This window comes from Pseudomonas sp. ICMP 8385 (genome assembly GCF_002699915.1).
Lineage (GTDB): Bacteria > Pseudomonadota > Gammaproteobacteria > Pseudomonadales > Pseudomonadaceae > Aquipseudomonas > Aquipseudomonas gessardii.
Map to the genome: position 1 here is coordinate 19,765 of NZ_LKBY01000125.1, position 17,344 is coordinate 37,108.

The window sequence follows — 17,344 nt, forward strand, 5'->3', positions numbered from 1 at the left end:
TGAGTGTATTTGTCCGTGTATTGCGTGATAAATAGAGCAGATCCGAAATCACTGGTCGGATCAGCCGAACAATCACGGGCCGCCGCCATGAACAAGCTGGACCTGTTGCACACCTTTGTCCGCGTCACCGAGCTGTCGAGTTTTACCCAGGCCGGCGACAGCCTGGGGCTGCCGCGCTCCACGGTGTCCGAGCACGTACGGGCCCTGGAAACGCTGCTGGGCACGCGCCTGTTGCAGCGCACCACACGCAAGGTGCAGGCCACCCAGGACGGGCGGGTGCTGTATGAACGCAGCAAGGATCTGCTGGCGCACATGGAAGAGCTGGAAGGCCTGTTTCGCCAGGACGAGGCGCAATTGAGCGGGCGGATCCGTATCGATATGCCCAATGTCATGGCCCGCAAGGTGATCGTGCCGCGCCTGCCGGAGTTTATGGATCGGCACCCCTTGATCGAGCTGGAGATCAGCGGCTCCGACCGTCAGGTCGACCTGCTGGCAGAAGGCTTTGACTGTGTGTTGCGTGTCGGCGCGCAGCCCGACCAGTCGGTGGTGGCGCGGTTATTGTGCAGCATGCCAATGATCAACTGCGTCAGCCCCGGCTACCTGCAACGCTACGGCGAGCCCCGGACCCTGGCCGATCTGGCCGTGCATCAGTTGGTGCACTACGTGCGCCCGCTGGGCGCGCGCTCGTCGGGCTTTGAGTATGTGCTGGGCAACAAGGTGCAGCGCATCGCCATGGCCGGGCGGGTCACGGTCAACAGTACGGACGCGTACCAGTCGGCGTGCCTGGCCGGTTTCGGGATCATTCAGGTGCCGCGGCTGGGCATCCGCGAATTGCTCGACAAGGGTGAGTTGGTGGCGGTGCTTCCCGACTATCCCGCGCCTGCGCTGGATGTGTCGATGCTGTATGCCGGCCAGCGCCACTTGCCGCTCAGGGTGCGGGTGCTGATGGAGTGGTTGTCGGCCACCTTGAAGGCCCAGCTTTAACGGCGTGTCGACAACTGCTGCGGGGCGAGGAAGGCGTCGTGGAAGTAGTCGCGGAACGCCTGCATCGCCGGAGTAAAGGTGCGCTCGCGGTGCCAGGCCAGGCCGACGCTCATCGGCGCGACCTTGTCAGTCACGCTCAAGGTCTCGATACGCTTGCCTTCCAGGGACCAGGGGCGGTGCACCAGGTCGGACAGGATCGCCACGCCACTGCCATTGGCCACCATACTGCGCACCGCCTCCACCGAACTGGTACGCAGCCGTACCTTGGGCGTCTGCCCGGCCTGTTCCCAGTAGCGCATGGCACTTTGCTCGGCCTCATCCACAGTCAGCAGGATATAGGGCTCCCGGGCCACATCGGCCAGGCTGACGGCGCTGCGCTCGCACAGCGGATGGTGGCTGGGCAGCCACAGGCGACGTTCGGAGTTGAACAGGGTTTCGGAGACGATATGCGGGTGGGTCAGGTTGGCGGTGAGCACCACCGCCATCTCGAACTGGCCCTCCAGCAGCCCCTGTTCGATGGCCTGGCGCTCCTGCTCGAAGACCTCGATGGTCACGTCCGGGTGCCAATGCGCCATGCGTTGCAGGTGGTGCGGCAGGAAGTAACCCAGCACCGTGTAACTGGCCGCGACCCGCAGCACACCGCTGGCGCGGTAGTCCGGTAGCGGGCTGCTGAGGGCATCGTCGACACTGCGCACAATCACATAGGCGCGGTTGAGAAAGTGCCGGCCGGCGTCGGTCAGGTTCATGCCCTGGGCCGAGCGCACAAACAGCTGGGCACCGAGCATGGCTTCCAGTTCCTTGATCGCGGTGGTCACCGCCGATTGGGAAATGTTCAGGTGAATCGCCGCCTGGGAAATCTGGCCGATTTCGGCGGTGGCGACAAAGTAGCGCACCTGGCGCAAGGTCAGGGACATGCAGATTTCTCGTTGGGGTATCTGATTTTCAGAAGATGGTCTATCTGATAATAGATCTTCCCAAGGGGTCAAGGGCCAGCCTATTTTCCCTGGCACGAACCCTAGCGGAGCAGCCCCGATGCAGACAGTGGATTTCAACTCGGACATGGGCGAAAGCTTCGGCCCCTGGACCATCGGCGACGGTGTGGATCATGAGTTGATGGCGTTTATCAGCTCCGCCAATGTCGCCACTGGCTTTCATGCCGGCGACCCCGGCACCATGCGTCGCACCATCGAGCGCGCCAAGCAGTTGGGCGTGGCCATTGGCGCGCACCCGGGCTTTCGCGACCTGGTGGGGTTTGGCCGCCGCCACATCAACGCCCCGGCCCAGGAACTGGTGGACGACATGCTCTATCAACTGGGAGCCCTGCGCGAATTGGCGCGGGTGCAGGGCGTGACCTTGCAGCACATCAAGCCCCATGGCGCGCTGTACATGCACCTGGCCCGGGACGAAGAAGCCGCACGCCTGCTGGTGGAAAACCTGCAACGCCTGGAGCCTGAACTGCTGCTGTATTGCATGCCCGGCTCGGTGATCTGGCGTATTGCCAAAGAGCTGGGGCAGCCGGTGGTGCGCGAGTTCTATGCCGACCGTGAGTACGACCTGTCCGGCTCCATCGTGTTTACCCGCAACGTACGCGCCCTGGACCCGGCCACCGTGGCGGCGCGTGTGCTGCGGGCCTGCCAGACCGGCCTGGTGCGCACCGTCGAGGGCGAAGACCTGTTTATCGAATTCGATTCCATCTGCCTGCACAGCGATACACCGGGGGCCCTGGACCTGGTGGAGGCGACCCGCAGGGCCCTGGACCAGGCGGGGATCGTGGTGCGCACACCCGCCTGAACCGCAGCGCCCTGCATGATTTTTGCCTGCCTTTCTACAATGATTCCAAGAGGAACAGACATGGCTGAAACATCCCCGATTCGCTATAGCTTTGGCGCCGATGAGCATTTGTTCGCCGAGGTCAGCGAAAGCATGTCCCTGGAAGCATTCTTCAAGGGCATGGCCGTCACCCGTGCGGTGCAGCGCCTGGCGCTGCCCGGCGTGCTGGATATCTGCCTGGCCAACGCCTCGTTCCAGATCCGCTTCGACCCGGACCTGATCGCCCCCCATGCGCTGCTCGACGCGGTGCAAAGCGCCGAGGCCCAGGCCGTGGCCGAGCGCACCTTGCACACGCGGATCATCGAAATCCCGGTGCTGTACAACGACCCCTGGACCCATGAAACCCTGATGCGCTTTCGCGACCGCCACCAGGACCCGACGGGCACTGACCTTGAGTACGCCGCACGGATCAATGGCCTGGCGGATGTCGAGGCGTTTATCGCGGCCCACAGTGGTGCGCCGTGGTTTGTGTCAATGGTCGGCTTTGTCGCCGGCCTGCCGTTCATGTTCCAGATGGTCGAGCGCGAACGCCAGTTGCAGGTGCCCAAATACCTGCGCCCGCGCACCGACACGCCGAAGCTGACCCTCGGTCATGGCGGCTGTTTCGGCTGTATTTACTCGGTGCGCGGTGCCGGTGGCTACCAGATGTTTGGCGTGACCCCGGCGCCGATCTACGACCCGGCCCAGCAGTTGGCCTACCTCAAGGAACATATGGTGTTCTTCCGCCCCGGCGATATCGTGCAGTTCAAGCCCATCGACCGGGATGCCTACGACCTGGCGGTGGCCGAGGTAGAAGCTGGGCGTTTCGACTTGCGTATTCGCCCAGTGGAATTTTCCCTGGACGCCTTTTTGGCCGACCCGGTCGGTTACCCGAAAACCATGCAGGAGGCGCTCGTATGATCAAGGTGCTCAAGCCTGGCCTGGCGACCTCCGTGCAGGACCTGGGGCGCGAAGGCTATTACCACCTGGGGATCCCGCCGTCCGGCGCCCTGGACCAGTACGCCTTGAGTGCGGCCAACCACCTGGTGGGCAACCCGGCGGGCGCGGCGGGGTTGGAATGCACGCTGATCGGCCCGCAGTTGGAGTTTCAACAGGACGCCCTGGTGGCGCTAAGTGGCGCCTTGATGTCGCCGCGCCTGGACGGTGCCGTGGTGCACCAGGACACCGCGTTCCAGGTGCGCGCCGGGCAGGTCCTGCGCTTTGAGTTTCCCGTGGCCGGTGCGCGCACCTACCTGGCGGTGGCCGGTGGGATCGATGTGCCGCTGGTGCTGGGCAGTCGCTCCACCTACGCCCTCGGTGCCCTGGGCGGCTTTCATGGGCGACGCTTGCAGGAGGGCGATCTGTTGCCCATCGGCGAGGTCCGCCGCGAAGGCCGTGCCGGCAACAGTTTGCCGATGGCCCTGCGCCGTTCGGTGGGCGGCGACGTGACCTTGCGTGTGGTGCCGGGGCTGTATTACGAACGCCTGGCGGCGGGTGCCAAAAGCAGCTTTTTCGCCGAGCCGTGGACCGTGGGCTCCGAGGCCGACCGCATCGGCTACCGCTTCAAGGGCGGCAGTGCCCTGAGCTTCCAGCCACGGGAGCAACCGTTTGGCGCAGGCTCCGATCCGTCGAACATTGTCGACAGCTGCTACCCCATCGGCTCGATCCAGGTGCCGGCCGGGCTGGAACCGATCGTGCTGCACCGCGATGCCGTATCGGGCGGCGGCTACGCGATGATCGGCACGGTGATCAGCGCCGACCTGGACCTGATCGGGCAGATGCAGCCCAACCAGCGGGCGGGGTTTGTTGCGGTGACGTTGGAGGAGGCGCTGGAGGCGCGGCGGGTATACAAGAAGCGGCTCAAGGCGATGGCCAGCTTATTCGCAGGCTAAGCCATCACACACAGCAAAATGTGGTGATTCAGAAAAGTTGGGTAAACAGCCAATACAGACTGCCCGAAAGTACAATCGCCGCCGGCAACGTCAGCACCCAGGCCATCAGCAGATTGCGGATGGTCTTCATCTGCAAGCCACCGCCATTGGCCACCATGGTCCCGGCCACGCCCGACGACAACACATGGGTGGTGGATACCGGCAAGCCGAACATATCGGCGGCGCCAATGGTCAGCATGGCCACGGTTTCGGCCGAGGCGCCCTGGGCGTAGGTCAGGTGGGTCTTGCCGATTTTCTCGCCGACGGTCACCACAATGCGCTTCCAGCCAACCAGGGTGCCCAGGCCCAGGGCGATGGCCACGGCGATCTTCACCCACAGCGGGATAAAGCGTGTGGCGTTGTCGATCTGTTGCTTGAACAGCTGCAGCTTGCCCTGGGTGTCGGCATCGAAATGGCCGACCTGGCCCTTGTCCATCAGGCGAATGGTTTCGCTGGTCAGGTACATGTCGTTGCGCACGTTGCCCATCGCCTCGGCAGGCACCTTGGCCAGGGAGCCGTAGCCCTTTACTTGTTCACCGATATGCCCGGTCAGGGCGGCGAGGGCGGGGATCAGCTCGGGCGTGACGTCCTTGGTGCGCACATAGGTCGACAGCGTGGGGCGTGGGTCCGCCGGTGCCGGTTGCGGGGCGCTCTTGACCAGGGCTTGCTGGGTGACTTCTGCCACAGCGGCAAATTGCAGCGCTTGATCGGCCGGCATGGTGCGGTTCAAGGCGTAGGCCATGGGCAGGGTGCCCACCAGGATCAGCATGATCAGGCCCATGCCTTTCTGGCCATCGTTGGAGCCGTGGGCGAAGGACACGCCGGTGCAGGTCACGATCAGCATGCTGCGAATCCACCACGGCGGCGGGGTGTTGCCCTTGGGCGCTTTGTACAGCGCGCGGTTTTTCACAAAGGCCCGCAATGCCAGCAACAGCAGGGCGGCAAAGCCGAAGCCGATCAGCGGTGACAGCAGCAACGCATAGCCGATCTTGATCGCCTGCGCCCAATCCACGCCGCTGGTGCCGTCCCGGCCATGCATCAGGGCATTGGCCACGCCCACGCCGATGATCGACCCGATCAGGGTATGGGAGGACGACGCCGGCAACCCCAGCCACCAAGTGCCGAGGTTCCACAGGATTGCGGCGATCAGCAGGGCGAAGATCATCGCAAAACCGGCGGAAGAACCGACCTGCAAAATCAACTCCACCGGCAGCAAGGCGATGATGGCAAAGGCCACCGCGCCACTGGACAGCAGCACCCCGAGGAAATTGAAGAACCCCGACCAGAGCACCGCGAATTGCGGCGGCAGTGAGTGGGTGTAGATCACCGTCGCCACCGCGTTGGCGGTGTCATGGAAACCGTTGACGAACTCGAACCCCAAGGCAATCAGCAGCGCCACGCCCAGCAGCAGGAATGGGGTCCAGGTGGTGACCACCGTGCCCAGTTCGTGCATGTCGCGCATCAGGCTGTAGGCGGTGAATAACAGGCCCATGGCGAGCACGGCAAAAAACATGATCACCGTGGGCAGGCTGGGTTTGTTGTCCAGTTGCGGTGTGGCGTCAGTGGCGGCTGCCTGGTGGGAGGCGGTCAGGGAAGGGGTGGCCATGCCGGGGCATCCAGAGAGGGGAGGATGTTTCCCATGATCGTTGCAAATTATTACGGAGATGCTGCGTCAGGTCATTGTTTGGTGTTGTCAGCCTGTCGCTGGTCTGAAACACACCCAAGAACCAATGGGGTAGCGGGTTTGTAGGGGGGCAGGCGCAAGGGCAGCAACGGGTCTTGACCGCTCATCCGCTGGGCTCAAGAAGCGTCTGGCCCGGCCGATGCAAGGCATAAGCACTGTAGTGGACGACAGCGATCGTGCGGTGCCAGTCCCCATTTCCCCGTTTCGAGGCTTTCCCCTATGAGCTTTTTGCGAAAGTCTTTGAGAGCACAAATCCTGTCGCTGCTCGGTGGCAGCCTGCTGGCAATGCTGTTGATTGCCTTGGCGTGTTTTCATTTTCTCTCCAGCGGTGTGCAGAGTTATCGCAGTTTGCTTGACGGACCGTTGCAAACCTCACAGTTGCTCGATGAAGCCAACCTGCAATTCAAGGTCCAGGTCCAGGAATGGAAAAACGTCCTGCTGCGTGGCAAGCAACCCCAGGACCTGGATAAATACTGGGGGCAGTTCCAGGACCGGCAACAAGACGTGCAAGGCATCCTGGCGCGCCTGGTAAGCAACACCCAGGATGACCCCGGCTTGAACCGTCGCCTCGAAACCTTGCGCCAGGAACACCAGATGCTGGGCGTCGCTTACCAGAAGGGCCGTGATGCTTACCTGGCGGCCGGGGCTGACTTTGCGGCTGGAGACCATGCCGTCAAGGGTGTGGACCGCGCGGTGAGCGAGCAGATGAGTGCGCTGGTCACCCAGTTGCATGAGCAGGGCAAACTGCAATCGGTGGCGATCAGCACCTACGCCGAGCGTACCGTGATGCTGGGCTTGGCCGTGATGGTGCTGTCCGGGGTGCTGATCGGCCTGTTCAGCCTGTGGTTGCTCAACCGCAACCTGATTCTGCCGATCCGTGGGCTGATCAATTATGTGGCCCAATTGAGCCAGGGCCGGTTTGCCGAGCGCGTTGCCAGCCAGCGCCAGGATGAACTGGGGCGCTTGGCCGAAGCGGCCAATACCCTGCGCGATTTCCTGGCGGAAACCTTCGGCCGCCTGCAGCGCAGTGCCAAGGACCTGGTGGGGGCCAGTGGCGAGTTGAATTCGATTGCCGGGCAGATGGCGACCGGCACCCAGGACCAGTTCAGCCGTACCGACCAGGTGGCGACGGCGATGACCGAAATGTCCGCCACTGCCCAGGAAGTCGCGCGCCACGCCGCCAGTGCCTCGCGGGCCGCGGATGAGGCTGACCAGTCGGCCCGTGAAGGCGGCCAGGTGATGCAAGTGACCATTGCCACCATCGGCCAGATGCGCAACGAGATCCTCAACACCGGTGGCATCATCCGCCGCCTGGAAGCGGACAGCGTGCGCATCGGCACGGTGCTGGAAGTGATTCGCGGCATTGCCGAACAGACCAACCTGCTGGCCCTCAATGCGGCGATCGAGGCGGCGCGGGCGGGCGAGGCCGGGCGGGGGTTTGCGGTGGTGGCCGATGAAGTACGCAGCCTGGCGCAGCGTACGGCGGCGTCGATCATCGAGATCAACCAGATTATCCAGGCGGTGCAGACCGGGGCGGTGGATGCCGCCGAGGCGATTATCAGCGGCCAGTCATGCAGTGATGAGAGTGTCGAAAAGGTCACCCAGGCCGGGGCGATGCTCAGTCATATCTCCCAGGCAGTGGAGGCGATCCGCGACATGAACCGGCAGATTGCCACGGCGGCCGAAGAGCAAACCTCGGTGGCCGAGGATATCTCGCGCAACATCACGCAAATCACCACGGTGGCCACGGCCAACCTGGACAATGTGCAGCGCACCGAAGCGGCCAGTCATAACCTGCGCGGGCTGTCTACTGAGCTCAATGAGGTGACGGCGCGCCTGAGTGACTGACCAGACACAACTGCGCCGCCCGAAGGCGGCGCGTTGTGTTGCCGGGGCAACTCAGGTGTCTTGCTTGTTTTCCAGGACTTCGCCGGTCTTGGCGTCGAGTTTCACGTCCCATTTCACGTTGCTGGTGTCGCGCATTTCAACTTCATAGACCAGGCGACCCCCTACTTGCTCGTCCAATTCGGTGTCGAGGATGGAAGCACCGGCGTGCTTGGCCAATGCCGCGGCGTTGAGTTTGTCGAAGGTCATGATTTTGTCCGATTTGAGCAGGCCTTCGATGTAGTCCGGGCGAACATCGGCCTGGGCCAGGCCGGCGGTCAGGGTCAGGGCGGCAGCGGCGAACAGAGCGGTGAGGTTTTTCATGGTGGAGTCCTTTGGGGTGAGCTGTTTAAGTGGGATCAGATTACCCAGTGCAACTTAATTCACCCTTAATTGCGTAGGACATGCTTGGCTGCACGCCCCTTTGTTCTGGGGCGGATTTCAGTAACCGTTGTCCTGCAGCAGGTCCTGCACGCTGGAGGACGGCCAGCGCTTGTAGAACTTCAGCAGTTCGGCCGCGCGGTTGGTAAAGATGCCATCGACCCCGGCGCTCATGACCTTCTGGAAATCCACCGGCTCGTCGACGGTATACACGTGCACCAGCAGGCCCTTGTCGTGGGTCAGTTGGTTCATCTGTGGCTTGACCAGGTCCGAATAGCTCTGGTCGCCCAGGTTCGTCAATTGCGCGGACGGGCCGGTGCCAATCGCCCCCAGGCTCTTGGCTTCATCGACCCACTTCTCGAACTCGGCAGCGTCTTTGGGTTCCTGCTTGGCATAGTAGGCCGCCTTGCTCGGTTCACCGGACTCGGCGAAGGTCACCTTGGACTTGGGCTCGATGCTGCCTTCACCGACCCACAACAGCAGGATTTTCGGGGTGTTGGGCATTTCTTTCTGCAGTTCCTTGAGGCTGGCCGTCTCGAACGTCTGCAACACCACGCGGCCCTTGCCCTGGCCGACGCCCGTATTGCTCTTGCCCAGCTTGGAACCCACGGAACTCAGCCAGCCCTTGTCCAGCAGCTTGTCCTTCAGATCGGCTTCGATCCCCGGGAACTGCTTGGGCTCCTTGGTTTCGATGTACAGGCCGGGTTTGTGCTGGGGGTTGCCTTCGGCGATCTTGATGATGTCGTCCAGGCTGAGGATTTTCAAACCGACGAAGCCCGGGCGCGCACGCTCCGGGTAGGCGGCATTGAACCAACTGCCGGCATCCAGGGTTTGCAGCTCTTTCCAGGTGAATTCGTTGGCCGGGCTGTCCTTGCGCTCGGGGAACTTGCTGGCCACATCGGTGGTGCGCTGCAGGTTGTTGTCATGCAGGGCGAACAGCACGCCGTCCTTGCTGCGTTGCAGGTCCAGTTCCAGGTAGTCGGCACCCAGGTCGCGAGCCACCTTGTAGGCGGCGGCAGTGGACTCCGGCGCATCGTAGGACGCACCCCGATGGGCGATCACGGCCGGGTGGGGAATGCCCTCCTTGGTCGCCAGCTCAACCGGGCTGATAGGGCTTGCCGCCTGTGCGTGGCCAAGGCCCATCATCAGAGCGAGCAGCAGGGCACTCTTGGTAAACGTAACAGGCATGTGCGAGGTCCTTTCGTGGAGGTAACTTCAAGAAGGGTTCCTTTTTAACAATTGCCTGCAAAACGCGCTATCACCAAACCGACATTAACGTGCGCATGCGCTATTTTTCTGCGCTTTTGTGCCGTGCTATGCAGTATTCTTGGCCCGAGCCTCCCCGTCAGAGGGAGGCCCATTGCCTTATTTCGCCGCCTCGCGTGTAAACCATCGTTCACTTCCCCTGTGGGATTTTTTAGTGAGGTTTAGCATGCGCATCACATCGGAACTCATCTGCCAGGCCGCCGACCAACTCAACGGCTTTGTCGGCCTGAACCGCAAGACCGGCCAATACATCGTGCGATTCAGCGAAGATTCGTTCGGCATGGACGTCGCCGACGACGGCATCATCCCCACCAGCGAGTTCGTCTGGCAGCCCGCGGCCGACCAGGCCATGACCCTGTCCCGCGAGCACATCCAACTGCTGCTGGACCAGAACATCGACGACCGCATCAACATCACCGAGCCGCTGCGGGTGTATATGCGCCGGGTGGAAATCCCGCAGATCAGTGCGGTGCGTAGCCTGGTGGGTTGAGCAGGGTGGGGCCCTGGTGGGAGCTGGCGTGCCAGTGTGGTTTAACGCGGCGCCTAAGATCAAAAGCAAAAAAAGTGAGGCGGCCTTATAGCCGACCTGATCGTTGAAACGTGCGCGTCCCCTGTGGGAGCTGTCTCGCTCAGCGAGGCTGCGATAGCGGTGTGTCAGACGACATAAAGGCTGGCAGTGCCACCGCCATCGCAGCCTCGCAGCGCGAGACAACCTGTGTCTTCCCTAGACGCTTCCTACAGTTCCACGGGGCAACCGAGGGGGTTGAGTCCGGGGGCGTTCAGGCGGAACGGGCGACCAGCGATTCGGCGACCGTCACCCGGTTGCGCCCGTTGCCCTTGGCGGCGTACAGCGCCTGGTCTGCGGCGTTGAGCCACATATGCGCCTGGGTGAATTGCACTTGGTAGGCCGCCAGGCCAATGCTCAGGCTGACTCGCAGCGCTGGAACCTGCGGGTCGCGGTAGCGGCTGAATATTTCCCGCAGGCGCTCCATCACATCACTGGCCTGTTCCAGTGGCACATCCGGCAGGATCACGCAGAACTCGTCGCCACCGTAGCGGCCCGCCAGGTCATTTTCCCGCACGTTGCGCTGCAATTCCTTACTCAGTTGCCGTAAGACCCGGTCACCGACGATATGGCCATAGGCATCGTTGATCTGCTTGAAGTGGTCGATATCGATCAGTGCGATAGTGGCCTGGGACTGTTGCTGTTGGCACTTGTGGAACTTCAGTTGCAGCAGGTCCTTCCAGGAGCCGTGATTGAGCAAGCCGGTCAGGCTGTCGATGCGGCTCAAGGCACTGAGGGCGCGCTTGTGTTCCGAGAGTTTGATGGCCAATTGATAGCTAACCATGCCGACGGTGGCGGGATAGAAGATCAACATCGGCAGGCAGGCATACACCTGGATCAGGCCGACATTGGGGTTGAACGAGGGGCCGAACACCAGCCAGGCCAGCCCCACCCCCACCAGTTGTGCGAGCAGGCCCTGAAACATCAGTTGCCTGCCGCCCGCCGCGACATTATGCAGGGTCATCATGGCGAGGATGGTCACGGCGGTCAGCGGCGTGAATTGCGTGGCGGCGGCCCAGAACCCACCGGAAAGCGAGTCATAGAGCAGGTTACGGCGCTCCGCTTTGTAGGGAAACGCCGAATGGCTCGACAGCTGGTACGCCAGGTGTGGCCAGATAAAGGCGTTGAACAGCCATAGCCCCCAGATCCAGCCGGGCATGGCCAGCGGGTACAGGGCGGCGAACACACACAGGCTGCCAAGGCCCAGCCCGATAATGCGTGGGCGATAAATGCGCCGGGCAAACGACAGCCCTTTGCCTCGAAGGTTTTCCATAGATCCCTGCGTCAGGTTTTTCTTTTTTTAAGTGGCGAAGGCGTACGTTATCAACAGGCCATTTACGCCAGATGACCGGCGATTATTGTCAGTTATTTACGCAGGAATAATCAGTGTCCTTCCAGGCCATTTGCGTGGGAATCCTGAGGGATTGCGGCAAAAACGACCTGCCCGTGTCGTATTGGCGACAGAGGGGGTTATCGAGGGCAGGTGGCCATCTCGTAGCCGGCCAGGAACAGGTCCATCGCCGACTCGATGACGTTGGCCTGGGTGGTCGCGTCCAGGGTGGGTTGGCCAAGGGTGATTTGTGGCCAGAAGGCGAACGCCTTGAGCAGGCTTTGCACCTGATGGGCGGCAAAGCATGGATCAACTGGCTTGAGCCGCCCGTCCTCCTGCGCTGCGCGCACCCATAAGGTGAAACCTTCTTCGCGTTCTTTCAGGCGATTGACGATGTCCTGGGCGCGTTCCGGGGAATGGATGGTCGCGGCAATCGCCACCCGGGCCAGATCGAGGAAGTTGGTGTCCGACATCATTTTCATCTTCGCTTCCAGCAACCCGCGCAACTGGTCGCGCAGGGGCTGTTCGCTGCTGTAGCTGACATCCAGTTGCGCCACGCTGCTGGCCCATAACTTATGCAGGATCTCGGTGAACAGCTCTTCCTTGCTGGGGAAGTGGTTGTACACCGTGCGCTTGGATACGCCAGCGGTGGCAGCGATCTTGTCCATGCTGGTGACCTCGAAACCGTTGTCGCGAAACTCGGCAATGGCCGCTGCCACGATGGCTTCGCGTTTACGGTCGGTGAGGCGTTGAGGTGCAATCATGGGGCTTTCGGCTCTGGGAAGAAAATTACACTCGGTAGTTTACTTGGTCCGGGTTTTGTTGCAATCTTGAAACTACACTGTGCAGTGTAATTGTTGATCTGCATCAACAGAACGTACCGGAGTCACTCTGTAATGGCCACGATCTCTACCCGTGTCGACACCTCGTCCCCCGCGCTCAAGCCATCCGAGCAGCAAGGTCACTTCAAGAATCATGCCCCGGTCAATCGTGCGGGTTTGGGCAAAACGTTGCAGATCTTCTGGAAGATGCTCTTTCACAAGCCGCGCAGTACCCGGCCCGTGGGGGACATTCCGGTACAGCACCTGACACGCGAACAGCTCCTGAGCGCCCCGGATCACAGTGTCTACCGGCTGGGGCATTCCACTGTCCTGCTGAAAATGCGCGGCAAGTTCTGGCTGACCGATCCGGTGTTCGCCGAACGTGCCTCGCCTTTGAGTTGGGCCGGCCCCAAGCGTTTCCACCAGCCGCCTATCAGCCTGGAAGAACTGCCGCCGATTGAGGCGGTGATTCTGTCGCACAACCATTACGACCATCTAGACCGTCAGGCCGTTGTGCAATTGGCCGCCAAGACCCGCTATTTTCTTGCGCCACTGGGCGTCGGCGATACCTTGATCAAATGGGGCGTGGCGCCCGACAAGGTCCGGCAGTTGGATTGGTGGCAGGGCACCGAAGTGGACGGTATCCGTTTTGTCGCCACCCCAGCCCAGCACTTTTCCGGGCGTGGCCTGTTTGATGCCAACCAGACGCTGTGGGCTTCCTGGGTGATGATCGATGGCGCCCGGCGCATTTTTTTCAGTGGTGACACTGGCTATTTCGATGGCTTCAATTGCATTGGCGAGCAGTATGGGCCGTTTGACCTGACGCTGATGGAAACCGGTGCTTACAACGTCGACTGGCCCCATGTGCACATGCAGCCCGAACAAACCTTGCAGGCCCATCTCGACCTGAAGGGGCGCTGGTTGCTGCCGATCCACAATGGCACCTTCGACCTGGCTTTCCATGCCTGGCATGAGCCGTTTGATCGCATCATGGCCCTGGCCTGGGAGCGCAATGTGTCGATTACCACGCCTGCCATGGGCCAGGCTTTTATCCTGGCTGCGCCTGAGCGCGGGCATGCCTGGTGGTTGGATGTCGAGGCCGAGGCAACGGAGCCGCTGGTGAACTGAAGGTGTTCGTAACGCACTGTTATAGACAGGGCTTTTCAAGGTATTGCGGCCTGGAGAACTGGCTGGAAAAGGATGCGATGATCTTGGGAAATCTTTTCCTGGGAGTGGGGCGTGATGAAGGAAAAATGTAGGAGCATCTTGCCACCCTGTATTCCCTGCCCAGTGGGGATATATTCAGTACTTCACCTTTTTGATAAAACGACCTTTGTACCGCCTGCCCCGGCCGCGTCGACGGGCTCTGTGCCAGGGGCTCGCTGTGGCATTGAGTTCCAGCCCGCGGCAGCGCCTGTTGCGGCTGAGTTCGTCGTCGCCCAGGGCCCCAGGTTCGATATCCCGGGGCCGATGATGAAGACCGTGCGTGATCCGTCGTTATCGCTCATTGCCCTAAGTGGCCTCGACCCCGAGGGCCCGGTCATGGCGGAAGTCCCGCTCGTCATGGAGAGCGACGCCTTGAAGGTTCGTCCTGCCCTGGCTGATTGGCGCATCGGTTTTGCTGACGAGTACCTGCGCGATGGTGTGCTTGAAGCGGTGGAGCACTCCAACGGATTTCTCCTGGCCTTGGAGGTGCTCAGGGCCTCAGGCGCTGACGTGCTACCCGTGGTGGCGCAGTTACCGGATACCCCAGAGCAGTTCAGCCTGACATCCGGCAACGAGATCGATAAGCGAGTGAGCGAACATCGCCTCGACGCGTTGGTGTCAGACGGCCAAAGCCCAGCCTTCCACGGCTTCTGCAAAACCGGATACCCGGGCGTATGCCAGATATTCAACGACGAACTTCATGGCACCAGGGTCGTGCTCTGGTTCTACGGTGCCCGTTGGGCACGGGATTCGTTGTCGGTCTTGGCACGGGTCTATCAACAGGCGATGCAGGCACGCGCCGGCATGTCCGCGAGGTGAACCCGTGGCGTGGCCAGTGGGCCTATGCGCCGTTGGGGTGAGGCGTGTTCGATGATGTAGAGCCCATCAGCCGTGCGATAAGGCTACGGCGGCCAGGTTCGGCATCTGCCTGTGGCGCTGAGGAGCGTCGCCCGCTCATGCCCCAGGCCGGCGCGAACCCCGGGAAAAACACCAGGCCTTCGTGCTCCAGGCGAAACGCCAGGGCAATGCAGATAGCGTCATCCACCTTATGATGGCTTTCAAAGCGCTGGATAGCGTCAACCGCCACCCCGGCGTGCCGTGCCAGGTCTTCCCGGCTCCAGCCCAACAGCGCACGGGCCTGGACGCTGTGCCGTGGGGTGAACTGATGAAGGACGATTTGTTGATCTACGGTGGTGCTCACTGCCAGAGAGGACATGGGGTTCTCCAGGAATCCAACGGGGGAGGGTAAACTATACTGTGTTTTTATACAGTTGTTTTGACCGTTCATCAATTGGCGCATTTCCTGGAGGGCCGGCCCGCGAGTGGCGGGCGTTTGCGGTCATTTCTCCTCCAGCCCCGGGGCCTCGCGGATAAGCAGGTGGTCCAGGTTCTGGATATCGGCGCTGAACACCCCGAATGTCTGCTCGGGGTTTTTCTTGCTCGGTACCTGTTTCAACGCCGGCGTCACACCATAGAAGAAGCAATACAGCGCCCGCTTACTGTCCACGGCGGCCTTGATCTGTTCCAGGAACGCCTTGCGCTTGCGGTAGCTCTCGATCAGCTTCTTGTTCAGGTAGACGTTGACGGAGTAGGGCTTCTTGTCGAGCCACACCTTCTTTTCAAAGTCGATGCGAAAGCTGCTGGTGTAGTCCTTGATCGCCTTGATCCGGCCCCAGTAGATCAAGCCTTTGTTGTCTTGCAGGTATTGGATCTTCTTGAAAAACGTCCAATAGGTCGCGCTCTGTTCGCCGATCTTCAACGGCATGCCCTTGAGCTTGTCCTTGTCGTCGATGTTGGACACGTAGCACTCCACCGGGTGGGCAAAGACGCTGGTCTTGTCTGGTGTGGTTTCGCTGGCGCTGTGGGAAGTATTGGAAATTATCGAAGGTGCTTTCGCCGGATCCTGTGGGATAGCGTCTGTGGAACCGTGGATGGCTGCCTTGCGTTCGTACTGACGCCGAGCCAGCACCCACTCCGACGGGAAGTGCTCCTCGCGCCCATCCTCGGTTTCTCCTGCCACGGCTTTGTGGCTGGCATAGCGGCAGCCGTCGCTATGCCGGGTGCTGGGCAGGTTCTTGAAATGTGGGGTACGCAGGTAGTTGACGTTCTTTGCATTGAACGTACCCAGTACATTGCCCGCCGCAAACGCGGCACGGCAGTCATCGTTGGGGCACAGGAAACTGTCCTTGTCGGAATCGAAGGCGGCGGTTTCGTCGAAATTCAGGTCGCGCACGTCATAGATCGACAGCTTTTCGTCCAGGCTCAGGCAATAGGCGGTGTCGAATTTCATCGGGGCGGGTCCGTGGGAGTATTCGCTATTAATAGCGGGGTTGCGCAGGTAGCACAAATGTCCGCTATCAAGGCGCAGCCCTTTCAACGCGTCTGAAAGGGCTGGTTCCAAGGGGCTTATGGCTTCGGCTTGCCTCGCCGCTTGGCCGAATGAAAATGCCGCCAATGCGCATCCTGTGCCGCTGCCAGCAATTCGCGATCCCCGCGCGTGTCACCCCAGGCCCTGAGCCGATAATCACCCAGGTCGCCATACACCGCTTCAAGCCGCAGCACCTTGTTCTCACAACGGCAGTTGTTGCCCGTGAGGCGCCCACTCAGCACCCCATCGACCACCTCAAGCTCGGTGCCGATCAGCTTGATCCCCAGGCGATCGGCAAAAGGTTGCAACACAATTGCCGGCGAAGCCGAGCACAAGGTTACCTCGGCGCCGGAGCCAATCTCATCGGCCACCGACTGCAAGCCGGCAGGGCGCATCAGTTTGTTCCAGTAGGTCCGGCAGTATTCCTCGGCTTTCTGCTGCACCCAGGCCTTCTCCACCCCGGTCATAAAGGTGCGAATCAGCTGGGCCTTGAGCTCATCCCGGCTCATCCGGCGCAGCAGGAAGCGCAAGCCAGGCAGTGCCAGCTTGAGCATCCTGCGGTTGAATTCCTGCTTGCCGAACGCAAACTTGAGAAATGGCACAAAACTGTCGTGGCGGGTCAGGGTGCCGTCGAAGTCGAACACCGAAAGTACCTTGGCGCCCACTGGGCCGGCTTCTAGCATGTCTGGGGTCACGGGGTGGCCTCGGTCCTGTCTATTGTTTTTTTGGAAGAATATGGCAATCGGAGCACAAGGCTACAGCATTGGTGATGTGATCCGAACCCTTGCGGGTTAGGGGGCTACGGGCGATATGCTTCAAGAAATGGCAAGCCTCTACTTCAAACGCACTGTTTGACGTAAAGGCTTGCCATAAAAAAAGCCCTGAGTGTGACCTCAGGGCTTTGCGGTAGAGCGAGGTCTAGCCGATCAATCCCAGCTCAACGCCCCACCGGTCTGATACTCGATCACCCGGGTCTCAAAGAAGTTCTTCTCTTTCTTCAAGTCCATGATCTCGCTCATCCACGGGAACGGGTTGGTGGTGCCTGGGTACTCTTCCTTCAAGCCGATCTGCGACAGGCGACGGTTGGCGATGAACTTGAGGTAGTCCTCCATCAT

At 61.3% G+C, this 17,344-nt stretch carries 17 protein-coding genes and 2 pseudogenes; 9 read left to right on the forward strand and 10 right to left on the reverse strand.

Features of this window, described 5'->3' with window-relative positions:
- Positions 1-87: 87 nt before the first annotated feature.
- A complete protein-coding gene (locus AO268_RS25500; protein WP_076962921.1) occupies positions 88-984 on the forward strand; it encodes a LysR family transcriptional regulator in 897 nt (298 codons plus the stop codon).
- Here the strand turns inward: AO268_RS25500 and AO268_RS25505 are convergent.
- Positions 981-1,898: a LysR family transcriptional regulator gene (locus tag AO268_RS25505; protein ID WP_076962920.1), complete on the reverse strand. Its 918-nt coding sequence runs from the start codon at positions 1,896-1,898 to the stop codon at positions 981-983. The two genes, AO268_RS25500 and AO268_RS25505, sit on opposite strands and share 4 nt — an antisense overlap.
- A gap of 118 nt (positions 1,899-2,016) precedes the next feature.
- On the opposite strand from AO268_RS25505, the gene AO268_RS25510 reads away from it, so the two are divergent.
- From AO268_RS25510 to AO268_RS25520, 3 genes are read left to right on the forward strand one after another with little or no spacing between them, the layout of a single operon-like run.
- Complete coding sequence (locus AO268_RS25510; protein WP_099170217.1) at positions 2,017-2,775, forward strand: 5-oxoprolinase subunit PxpA; 759 nt, start codon at positions 2,017-2,019, stop codon at positions 2,773-2,775.
- Positions 2,776-2,835: 60 nt separating this feature from the next.
- Positions 2,836-3,714, forward strand: a complete 879-nt coding sequence (locus tag AO268_RS25515; protein WP_099170218.1) for a 5-oxoprolinase subunit B family protein — start codon at positions 2,836-2,838, stop codon at positions 3,712-3,714.
- Entirely contained in the window at positions 3,711-4,685 is a 975-nt protein-coding gene (locus AO268_RS25520) for a biotin-dependent carboxyltransferase family protein (protein WP_099170219.1), read from the forward strand. Before AO268_RS25515 ends, AO268_RS25520 begins: the two co-directional genes overlap by 4 nt.
- A 28-nt stretch (positions 4,686-4,713) precedes the next feature.
- Here the strand turns inward: AO268_RS25520 and AO268_RS25525 are convergent, their stop codons facing one another.
- Complete coding sequence (locus tag AO268_RS25525; protein ID WP_099170220.1) at positions 4,714-6,330, reverse strand: inorganic phosphate transporter; 1,617 nt, start codon at positions 6,328-6,330, stop codon at positions 4,714-4,716.
- Between the two features lie 882 nt (positions 6,331-7,212).
- On the opposite strand from AO268_RS25525, the pseudogene AO268_RS33890 reads away from it, so the two are divergent.
- Positions 7,213-7,323 (forward strand): annotated as a pseudogene (locus AO268_RS33890) (hypothetical protein); the annotation flags it as partial.
- A 228-nt stretch (positions 7,324-7,551) separates the two neighbouring features.
- Positions 7,552-8,256, forward strand: a complete 705-nt coding sequence (locus AO268_RS33895; RefSeq protein ID WP_373562155.1) for a methyl-accepting chemotaxis protein — start codon at positions 7,552-7,554, stop codon at positions 8,254-8,256.
- 51 nt (positions 8,257-8,307) lie between these two features.
- Here the strand turns inward: AO268_RS33895 and AO268_RS25535 are convergent, their stop codons facing one another.
- Both AO268_RS25535 and AO268_RS25540 read right to left on the reverse strand, forming a co-directional pair.
- Positions 8,308-8,616 (reverse strand): PepSY domain-containing protein, encoded by a 309-nt coding sequence (locus AO268_RS25535; RefSeq protein WP_099170222.1) that lies wholly within the window; start codon positions 8,614-8,616, stop codon positions 8,308-8,310.
- 117 nt (positions 8,617-8,733) lie between these two features.
- Entirely contained in the window at positions 8,734-9,861 is a 1,128-nt protein-coding gene (locus AO268_RS25540) for a glycerophosphodiester phosphodiesterase (protein ID WP_099170223.1), read from the reverse strand.
- Positions 9,862-10,105: 244 nt separating this feature from the next.
- Here AO268_RS25540 and AO268_RS25545 point away from each other — a divergent pair, with 244 nt between their 5' ends.
- Positions 10,106-10,429 carry a DUF2025 family protein gene (locus AO268_RS25545; RefSeq protein ID WP_076962912.1) on the forward strand — a complete coding sequence of 108 codons (324 nt, stop codon included), beginning with the start codon at positions 10,106-10,108 and terminating at the stop codon, positions 10,427-10,429.
- A 289-nt stretch (positions 10,430-10,718) separates the two neighbouring features.
- Here AO268_RS25545 and AO268_RS25550 read toward each other — a convergent pair whose 3' ends face one another.
- Both AO268_RS25550 and AO268_RS25555 read right to left on the reverse strand, forming a co-directional pair.
- A complete protein-coding gene (locus AO268_RS25550; protein ID WP_099170224.1) occupies positions 10,719-11,777 on the reverse strand; it encodes a diguanylate cyclase in 1,059 nt (352 codons plus the stop codon).
- A 197-nt stretch (positions 11,778-11,974) separates the two neighbouring features.
- Positions 11,975-12,598 carry a TetR/AcrR family transcriptional regulator gene (locus tag AO268_RS25555; RefSeq protein WP_076962910.1) on the reverse strand — a complete coding sequence of 208 codons (624 nt, stop codon included), beginning with the start codon at positions 12,596-12,598 and terminating at the stop codon, positions 11,975-11,977.
- A gap of 132 nt (positions 12,599-12,730) precedes the next feature.
- Here AO268_RS25555 and AO268_RS25560 point away from each other — a divergent pair, with 132 nt between their 5' ends.
- Entirely contained in the window at positions 12,731-13,783 is a 1,053-nt protein-coding gene (locus AO268_RS25560) for an MBL fold metallo-hydrolase (protein ID WP_099170225.1), read from the forward strand.
- 345 nt (positions 13,784-14,128) lie between these two features.
- Positions 14,129-14,680, forward strand: a complete 552-nt coding sequence (locus AO268_RS25565) for a hypothetical protein (RefSeq protein ID WP_186353885.1) — start codon at positions 14,129-14,131, stop codon at positions 14,678-14,680.
- Positions 14,681-14,702: 22 nt separating this feature from the next.
- Here the strand turns inward: AO268_RS25565 and AO268_RS25570 are convergent, their stop codons facing one another.
- The 4 genes and pseudogenes from AO268_RS25570 to AO268_RS25585 all read right to left on the reverse strand — a co-directional run.
- Positions 14,703-15,077 carry a helix-turn-helix domain-containing protein gene (locus AO268_RS25570; RefSeq protein WP_076962908.1) on the reverse strand — a complete coding sequence of 125 codons (375 nt, stop codon included), beginning with the start codon at positions 15,075-15,077 and terminating at the stop codon, positions 14,703-14,705.
- Between the two features lie 123 nt (positions 15,078-15,200).
- A complete protein-coding gene (locus AO268_RS25575; RefSeq protein ID WP_099170226.1) occupies positions 15,201-16,151 on the reverse strand; it encodes a hypothetical protein in 951 nt (316 codons plus the stop codon).
- Positions 16,152-16,267: 116 nt separating this feature from the next.
- Positions 16,268-16,912 carry an HAD family hydrolase gene (locus AO268_RS25580; protein WP_169867100.1) on the reverse strand — a complete coding sequence of 215 codons (645 nt, stop codon included), beginning with the start codon at positions 16,910-16,912 and terminating at the stop codon, positions 16,268-16,270.
- 243 nt (positions 16,913-17,155) lie between these two features.
- Positions 17,156-17,344 (reverse strand): annotated as a pseudogene (locus tag AO268_RS25585) (ribonucleotide-diphosphate reductase subunit beta); the annotation flags it as partial.

Bases quoted from the DNA above. Each gene is read 5' to 3' on its own strand.
- AO268_RS25500 (WP_076962921.1), top strand. From the start codon at position 88: ATGAACAAGCTGGACCTGTTGCACACCTTTGTCCGCGTCACCGAGCTG.
- AO268_RS25505 (WP_076962920.1), bottom strand. From the start codon at position 1,898: ATGTCCCTGACCTTGCGCCAGGTGCGCTACTTTGTCGCCACCGCCGAA.
- AO268_RS25510 (WP_099170217.1), top strand. From the start codon at position 2,017: ATGCAGACAGTGGATTTCAACTCGGACATGGGCGAAAGCTTCGGCCCC.
- AO268_RS25515 (WP_099170218.1), top strand. From the start codon at position 2,836: ATGGCTGAAACATCCCCGATTCGCTATAGCTTTGGCGCCGATGAGCAT.
- AO268_RS25520 (WP_099170219.1), top strand. From the start codon at position 3,711: ATGATCAAGGTGCTCAAGCCTGGCCTGGCGACCTCCGTGCAGGACCTG.
- AO268_RS25525 (WP_099170220.1), bottom strand. From the start codon at position 6,330: ATGGCCACCCCTTCCCTGACCGCCTCCCACCAGGCAGCCGCCACTGAC.
- AO268_RS33895 (WP_373562155.1), top strand. From the start codon at position 7,552: ATGTCCGCCACTGCCCAGGAAGTCGCGCGCCACGCCGCCAGTGCCTCG.
- AO268_RS25535 (WP_099170222.1), bottom strand. From the start codon at position 8,616: ATGAAAAACCTCACCGCTCTGTTCGCCGCTGCCGCCCTGACCCTGACC.
- AO268_RS25540 (WP_099170223.1), bottom strand. From the start codon at position 9,861: ATGCCTGTTACGTTTACCAAGAGTGCCCTGCTGCTCGCTCTGATGATG.
- AO268_RS25545 (WP_076962912.1), top strand. From the start codon at position 10,106: ATGCGCATCACATCGGAACTCATCTGCCAGGCCGCCGACCAACTCAAC.
- AO268_RS25550 (WP_099170224.1), bottom strand. From the start codon at position 11,777: ATGGAAAACCTTCGAGGCAAAGGGCTGTCGTTTGCCCGGCGCATTTAT.
- AO268_RS25555 (WP_076962910.1), bottom strand. From the start codon at position 12,598: ATGATTGCACCTCAACGCCTCACCGACCGTAAACGCGAAGCCATCGTG.
- AO268_RS25560 (WP_099170225.1), top strand. From the start codon at position 12,731: ATGGCCACGATCTCTACCCGTGTCGACACCTCGTCCCCCGCGCTCAAG.
- AO268_RS25565 (WP_186353885.1), top strand. From the start codon at position 14,129: ATGAAGACCGTGCGTGATCCGTCGTTATCGCTCATTGCCCTAAGTGGC.
- AO268_RS25570 (WP_076962908.1), bottom strand. From the start codon at position 15,077: ATGTCCTCTCTGGCAGTGAGCACCACCGTAGATCAACAAATCGTCCTT.
- AO268_RS25575 (WP_099170226.1), bottom strand. From the start codon at position 16,151: ATGAAATTCGACACCGCCTATTGCCTGAGCCTGGACGAAAAGCTGTCG.
- AO268_RS25580 (WP_169867100.1), bottom strand. From the start codon at position 16,912: ATGCTAGAAGCCGGCCCAGTGGGCGCCAAGGTACTTTCGGTGTTCGAC.